At 49.8% G+C, this 6,662-nt stretch carries 7 protein-coding genes; 2 read left to right on the top strand and 5 right to left on the bottom strand.

Annotated features, from left to right (window positions below; all coding sequences use genetic code 11):
* The first annotated feature begins 459 nt into the window (after positions 1 to 459).
* Positions 460 to 999 carry a PadR family transcriptional regulator gene (locus AC6R1O_RS18880; protein ID WP_334555664.1) on the top strand — a complete coding sequence of 180 codons (540 nt, stop codon included), beginning with the start codon at positions 460 to 462 and terminating at the stop codon, positions 997 to 999.
* Positions 1,000 to 1,158: 159 nt separating this feature from the next.
* Here AC6R1O_RS18880 and cysE read toward each other — a convergent pair whose 3' ends face one another.
* The 5 genes from cysE to epmA form a co-directional block, all read right to left on the bottom strand.
* On the bottom strand, positions 1,159 to 1,980 hold the full coding sequence (cysE, locus tag AC6R1O_RS18875; protein WP_500657625.1) for a serine O-acetyltransferase: 822 nt from the start codon (positions 1,978 to 1,980) through the stop codon (positions 1,159 to 1,161).
* Positions 1,981 to 2,054: 74 nt separating this feature from the next.
* Entirely contained in the window at positions 2,055 to 3,089 is a 1,035-nt protein-coding gene (gene gpsA / locus AC6R1O_RS18870; protein ID WP_500657624.1) for an NAD(P)H-dependent glycerol-3-phosphate dehydrogenase, read from the bottom strand.
* A gap of 152 nt (positions 3,090 to 3,241) precedes the next feature.
* Complete coding sequence (gene secB / locus AC6R1O_RS18865; protein WP_334555667.1) at positions 3,242 to 3,712, bottom strand: protein-export chaperone SecB; 471 nt, start codon at positions 3,710 to 3,712, stop codon at positions 3,242 to 3,244.
* Between the two features lie 140 nt (positions 3,713 to 3,852).
* On the bottom strand, positions 3,853 to 4,287 hold the full coding sequence (locus AC6R1O_RS18860; RefSeq protein WP_334555668.1) for a rhodanese-like domain-containing protein: 435 nt from the start codon (positions 4,285 to 4,287) through the stop codon (positions 3,853 to 3,855).
* 181 nt (positions 4,288 to 4,468) lie between these two features.
* On the bottom strand, positions 4,469 to 5,530 hold the full coding sequence (gene epmA, locus AC6R1O_RS18855; RefSeq protein ID WP_500657623.1) for an elongation factor P--(R)-beta-lysine ligase: 1,062 nt from the start codon (positions 5,528 to 5,530) through the stop codon (positions 4,469 to 4,471).
* 198 nt (positions 5,531 to 5,728) lie between these two features.
* Here epmA and AC6R1O_RS18850 point away from each other — a divergent pair.
* The coding region (locus AC6R1O_RS18850) for an FAD-binding protein (RefSeq protein ID WP_500657622.1) at positions 5,729 to 6,662 on the top strand (934 nt) is incomplete at its 3' end.

Genomic DNA, 6,662 nt, shown 5'->3' with positions numbered 1-6,662 from the left:
TAAACCTAAAAGGCCGATAGTCATCTATCGGCCTTTTTTATTATAAAACAAATACTAACGAGGAAGATGAGCCACAACACTGCGCCAAATATTGTATGGAATACCAAAAATACAATTTTTCAGGCATAATGTTTCTAAATCAGGACAAAATAACTCAATATTGAAAATAAAAAACTACAGGTAAAAACCTACTGAGTCTTTTATCAGTTTTTTAGGCAACATTGTCCTTCTATTCTACTTTATGCTTATTATTTAGATATACTACTCAGCCATCGCAAGTGACTATAACAACACCAGCTTGCGTATCGATAGTATATCGACCTAGGTGATAGATGGCTTTTTAAGGTGACATGGCCAACACATTGTTGGCGCCGCTTGACAAAAGAATTCGTGCCAAAGAAGCACACACAAGATTAAGCGGTTGTATTTTGAAGTTTATTGACCATTTGGATTGAAGACATGTCATTACCACACGTTATTTTAACTGTCCTGAGCACTCGTGATGCGACGGGCTACGATATTACCAAAGAATTTTCTGCCACTATCGGCTACTTTTGGAAAGCAAGCCACCAGCAAGTCTACCGCGAACTGAACAAGATGGCGCAAAACAATCTTGTGACCTGTGTTCTCGAGCCTCAAGAAGGCAAACCCGATCGTAAAGTTTACTCCATTACCGATGCCGGCCGTACTGCACTGGGTGAGTGGTTTGATCAACCGACCGCGCATCCTACGGTGCGTGATGAGTTCTGTGCAAAGTTGATGGCGTGTGCTATCCAACCCTCTGCACCGTTTCGCACTCAGCTCGCTGAGCTTATCGATGAGTCACGCAAGCTAGTCGCTCACTACCAAGAGATCGAGAGCGGTTACTACTCAACGCCTGCGACCCTAGACAAGCAGCAACGTCTAGAGCGTCTCACGCTGCGTCGTAATCTTCTGATTCGTCAAACTTGGATTGATTGGGCAGAAGAAGTGCTCGCTGAGTTGAACGATATGGCGTAATAGCCCTGACCTAACCGTATTAGGTTGAAAGAGACAAAAAGTCAGCGTGATGCTGACTTTTTTCTTTTCTCGGATAAGTGGCAAACATAACATCGTGGTAAACATAGTATCGTGGCAAACATAGCCTCGTGGTAAACATAGCATCAAAGCGCTCACGACTTAGATCCCATCGCCACCAATGAAGCTTTGTGACTTACCATTGAACTGTTGGTCCATATCCAAAGAGGGCTTATCGGTTTTCGGTCGACCGACAATTTTGGCTGGCACACCCGCAACCGTTGTGTGTGGCGGCACAGGCTGAAGGACAACGGAACACGAACCAATCTTCGCCCCTTCTCCCACTTCAATATTACCCAAAATTTTCGCCCCAGCGCCAATCATCACACCTTCACGAATTTTCGGGTGACGATCGCCGCACTCTTTACCGGTACCACCCAAGGTGACGTCTTGCAAAATGGAGACATCATCTTCGACCACCGCTGTCTCACCAATGACGATACCGGTCGCATGGTCGAGCATGATGCCGCGACCGATTCTCGCTGCTGGGTGAATATCGACCTGACACGCAACAGAGATTTGGTTTTGCAAATAGGTGGCGAGCGCCACGCGCCCTTGCTTCCAAAGCCAGTTGGCAACGCGGTAGCCTTGCAGGGCGTGATAACCCTTTAAGTACAGCAGCGGCATGGAGTACATAGAGACTGCAGGGTCACGGTTGACAGTCGCACAGATGTCACAGGCCGCCGCGGCGGTAATATTGGGATCGGAGTTAAAGGCTTCCTCAACCACCTCTCGCACCGCCATGGCAGGCATTGAAGCCGTATTGAGTTTGTTGGCCAAAATATAACTCAGCGCCGCCGCTAAACTGTCATGCTTAATGATGGTCGCATGATAGAAGCTGGCGAGCATCGGCTCTTGCTCAGAGAGCTCACGCGCTTCTCGAACAATGGTCTGCCAGACTTTCTGTTTCTCACAATGTTTCATGTTACTTGCTCGTCCCTAATTCTCCCTGCCCTTACATGAGTAAGGTGTGCGCCTTATGAGTCACCTCATGACGCTTATGCTTCGGCTTTCTTATCACGCGCTAGCAAATCTTGCGCGGCTAGGCGTGCGTCCTTCCCTTGATACAATACTTGATAAATTTGGTCAACAATCGGCATCTCGACACCGACACGCTCAGCAAGTAGGAACACCTCTTTGGTGTTGCGATAACCCTCAACCACTTGGCCAATCTCTTGCTGCGCTGTGTCGACATCTTTGCCTTGACCCAGTGCCAATCCAAAACGGCGATTGCGCGATTGGTTGTCCGTACAGGTCAACACCAGATCGCCTAAACCCGCCATGCCCATAAAGGTCTCGGCTTGCGCACCTAGCGCCGCGCCCAATCGGCTCATCTCTGCTAAGCCACGGGTAATCAGTGCGGTTCGCGCATTGGCACCAAAACCGATGCCGTCGGACATGCCTGCGCCAATCGCAATGACGTTTTTCACCGCGCCGCCAAGCTGCATACCGATAAAGTCACTGTTGGCATAGACTCGGAAGGTTTTGCTGCAATGGATTTTCTCTTGCAGATCTTTCACAAACTCGGCATCTGGCGAAGCCACAGAAATCGCCGTCGGCATCCCCATCGCGAGCTCTTTTGCAAAGGTAGGACCAGAGAGCACGGCTAGGGAGTATTGATCGCCAATCACATCGTGGGCGACATCTTTCAGCAATCGACCGGTTTCAGGCTCTAGCCCTTTGGTCGCCCAGCAGATGCGAGTGTCTAAGCGCAAATAGGGCTTAACACTGTTCAACACCAGACCAAATACGTGGCTTGGCACCACCACAAGGAGATCTCGACTGGCACTGACGGCTTTTTCTAAGTCCGTCTCAATGATCAAGCTGTCTGGAAAAGCGATGCCGGGTAAAAATTCTTCGTTGGCGCGTGCGGCTTCAAGACGCGCCATGTGCTCAGGCTCGTGCCCCCATAGCACCACATTGGCACCGTTACGTGCCAACGAAATGGCCAGCGACGTGCCGTATGAGCCTGCGCCGAGTACGGTCATAGAGATTGAACGACCATACGCATTTTGGGATTGTGTGTCTATCATGGTTCCGCCTAGTTGTCCTGCTGCGTGACTAGAATCTAGTGGTCAGCGTTCGTTTTGCCAACCGCTGAACACAAGATTCTCAAACAAAAAATGCACAGCGCATCGTGATGAGATGCTCTGTGCATTTCGATAAGGTTGCGTCAGAGCGAAGATTACGCCTGAGCTTCACCCTCACCTTGCTGAGCTTGTTGCTGTAGGTAGTTCATGAACAACGCATCAAAGTTCACTGGCGCTAGGTTCAATTGTGGGAACGTGCCTTTCACCACCAAGCTTGAGATGGTTTCACGCGCATAAGGGAAAAGGATGTTCGGGCAGAATGCGCCTAGGCAGTGCGCCAATTGACCCGCTTCCATTTTCTCAGCCGTGAAGATACCACCTTGCTGAACTTCACAAAGGAATGCAGTGTCGTCTGCGTTCTTCACTGTCACCGTAAGACGAAGCACGACTTCGTAAACACCTTCACCTAGCTCACGGCTTTGCGTGTCTAGATCCAGTTTAACATCTGGGTTCCACTCTTTTTGGAACATGGTTGGTGAGTTCGGTGCTTCAAATGATACGTCTTTTAGGAAGATACGTTGAATTGCGAAGTTTTGAGCTTCTTGTTGCGGTGCTGCTTCAGCCATGGTTCAAATCCTTTCATAGAAAATAGTCTGCCAAGAGACTAACCGAGAGATATGACACTGACTCGATTTCCACGTTAAATCGTGGCTCTGTTCACATCTCTCTTGAATAAACGTCGATTTTTCAATCAGCGCTCAATGAATTACTTTTTGCCTTTAACCAGAGGTAGGTTCGCTTCACTCCAAGCAATCAAACCGTTTTTGAGAAGATTCACGTTCTCAAAGCCCGCTTTTGCTAGAAGATTCGCGCTTTCTTGCGCCGTCTGACCTGTTTTGCATACTACGATGATTGGGTCGGATTTGTGGTTTTCAAGAGCGCCAAAGCTGCCCGCTTTGATGTCTGATGGCAAAATGTGAACTGCATCCGTGATGTGGCCTTTGCGGAACTCATCTTTTGAGCGGATATCAACCACCACACCGTTTTCACGGTTCATTAATTGAGTCGTTTGCGCTGCCGTGATCTCTTTGTAGGCCGCGGTAGTGGATTTCACGATGTTCATGATAAGGGCAACCAATAGACCCGCCCATACCAAAGAGAGAATCATGTTCTGTTGAAAAAATGCGATGTACTCTTGCATGTCCTGTGCTCTTCGATTTTGGAACTGTACAACGGATGGACAGCCCCCGACTAAAATTCAGCTTGGGAGTATAACGAGGATGATGGGACGGCGCGAGTCAAAAGCGCTCAGAATAAGAATCTGTTGCACATTTCTCGACAAAGACGCCTCTTCATCGCCACGCCATATTGCGACCCTTGCCTTATGCGCGCGTCACAGGGAAGGCGATAACCTGTTCGATATGCTCAAAGCCTAATGCTAGCATGATCAAACGATCCACCCCTAGCGCCACCCCTGCACACTCAGGCAAACCCGCCTCTAGCGCTGCGATTAAATGGCCGTCCATCGGCTGAACCGGTAAGCCCATCTGCTGGCGTTTCTGGTTGTCTTGCTCAAAACGCGCTTGTTGCTCTTTGGGGTTATCCAATTCGTGGAATCCGTTCGCCAGCTCTATGCCGCGAAAATAGACTTCAAAACGATCCGCAACCCGTTCATCGGTCGGATTAATTTTCGCGAGCGCCGCTTGCGTCGCTGGGAAGTCGTACACAAAAGCAGGACGAGTTTGACCAATCTTGGCTTCCACGCCGACACTAAATAGCAGTTGCAACAGCGTATCTCTGTCTTGCTCTGGCTGAGCAATATCCGCCAGCCCCAAGGTGGCAGCGGCGACTTTGAGCTCTTCCATGCTCGCGCCTAACGGACACACACCAAGCACTTGCAAGAAGGCGTCTTGGTAGCTCATTCGCTCGGCCGGTGCCACGTTTAGGACCTGCTGCAACAAGTCGTCCATTTCATCCATCAGTTGATGATGGTCAAAACCCACCCGGTACCACTCCAACATGGTGAACTCCGGATTGTGGTAGCGGCCGCTCTCTTCGTTACGAAATGCCTTGTTGATCTGATAAATCGAACCACTACCCGCAGCCAATAAGCGTTTCATGTGAAACTCAGGACTGGTCATTAAATAGAGCGCTTGCCCATCGGCATATCCGGGGCCTACAAACTGAGTTTGAAAGGTGTGCAAGTGAATGTCTGTCACCGTCGCTTGACTCATCGCCGGAGTATCCACCTCCATGACGCCTCGGTCAGCGAAAAATGTGCGTAGGGTTTGTAATACGTGAGCACGCTGTTTCAGCGCTGCGATCGATGCGGTCGGTTGCCAGTTCAAAGCTCTATTCTCTTGAAGTGATTTGCTGCGCAACGTATCACAAAGCCCAACAAGGGTTAAGCAGGTTATCGCCGCCCTCATTGATAGCCCAGTCATCCCCATCCCTAAGTCGCCGTGATAACTATCACATATCCTAGATTTTTTATGCCCTTATGTGCACTACCGGAGCAAAAACCTAAATACATCAATTTTTCCCTAGAGAGGCTCTTCTACACTACCCCTACCACTTTTGGGGGCTTCCCAAAGCAACAATAACAAGCGGAATCATCCGCACTTTCACACTGGAGGATAACTGTGCAAACCATTACCACAGATATCGCAGTCATCGGCGCCGGCGGCGCTGGTCTGAGAACTGCTATTGCAGCAGCTGAAGCAAATCCCGATTTAAACATCGCTTTGATTTCAAAAGTCTATCCTATGCGTTCCCACACGGTTGCTGCAGAAGGTGGATCAGCCGCAGTTATCAAGGATGAGGACAGCCTAGACAACCACTTCAACGATACCGTGGGTGGGGGTGACTGGCTTTGTGAACAGGATGTCGTTGAATACTTTGTTGAAAACGCCACGCGCGAAATGATCCAGATGGAGCAATGGGGTTGCCCGTGGAGTCGGAAAGAAAACGGCGAAGTCAACGTGCGCCGTTTTGGCGGTATGAAGGTCGAGCGAACCTGGTTTGCAGCGGATAAAACTGGCTTCCACATGCTGCACACCCTGTTCCAAACCTCGATGAAATACAACAACATCAACCGTTTTGATGAGTATTTTGTCGTTGACTTGTTGGTGGATGACGGTGAAGTGCAAGGTCTGATTGCCATTCATATGTCGGAAGGGGAACTGGTCACCATCAAAGCCAAGTCTGTGGTACTGGCCACGGGCGGTGCGGGTCGTGTGTATCACTGTAATACCAACGGCGGTATCGTGACAGGCGATGGCATGGCGATGGCGTATCGTCATGGTGTGCCACTGCGTGATATGGAGTTCGTGCAATACCACCCAACCGGTCTACCTGGTACCGGTATCCTCATGACCGAAGGTTGTCGTGGTGAAGGCGGGATCATCGTCAATAAAAACGGTTACCGCTACCTGCAAGATTACGGCATGGGACCAGAGACACCGGTGGGTCAGCCGAAGAACAAATACATGGAACTCGGGCCACGCGACAAAGTATCCCAAGCGTTCTGGCATGAGCAGCAAAAAGGCAACACCATCAAGCACCCACTCGGTGATG

This window comes from Vibrio sp. R11-SG3-ISO3-SZ (genome assembly GCF_059834345.1).
Note: the sequence above shows the minus strand (reverse complement) of the source record. Positions and strands in the feature narration are given on the sequence as shown.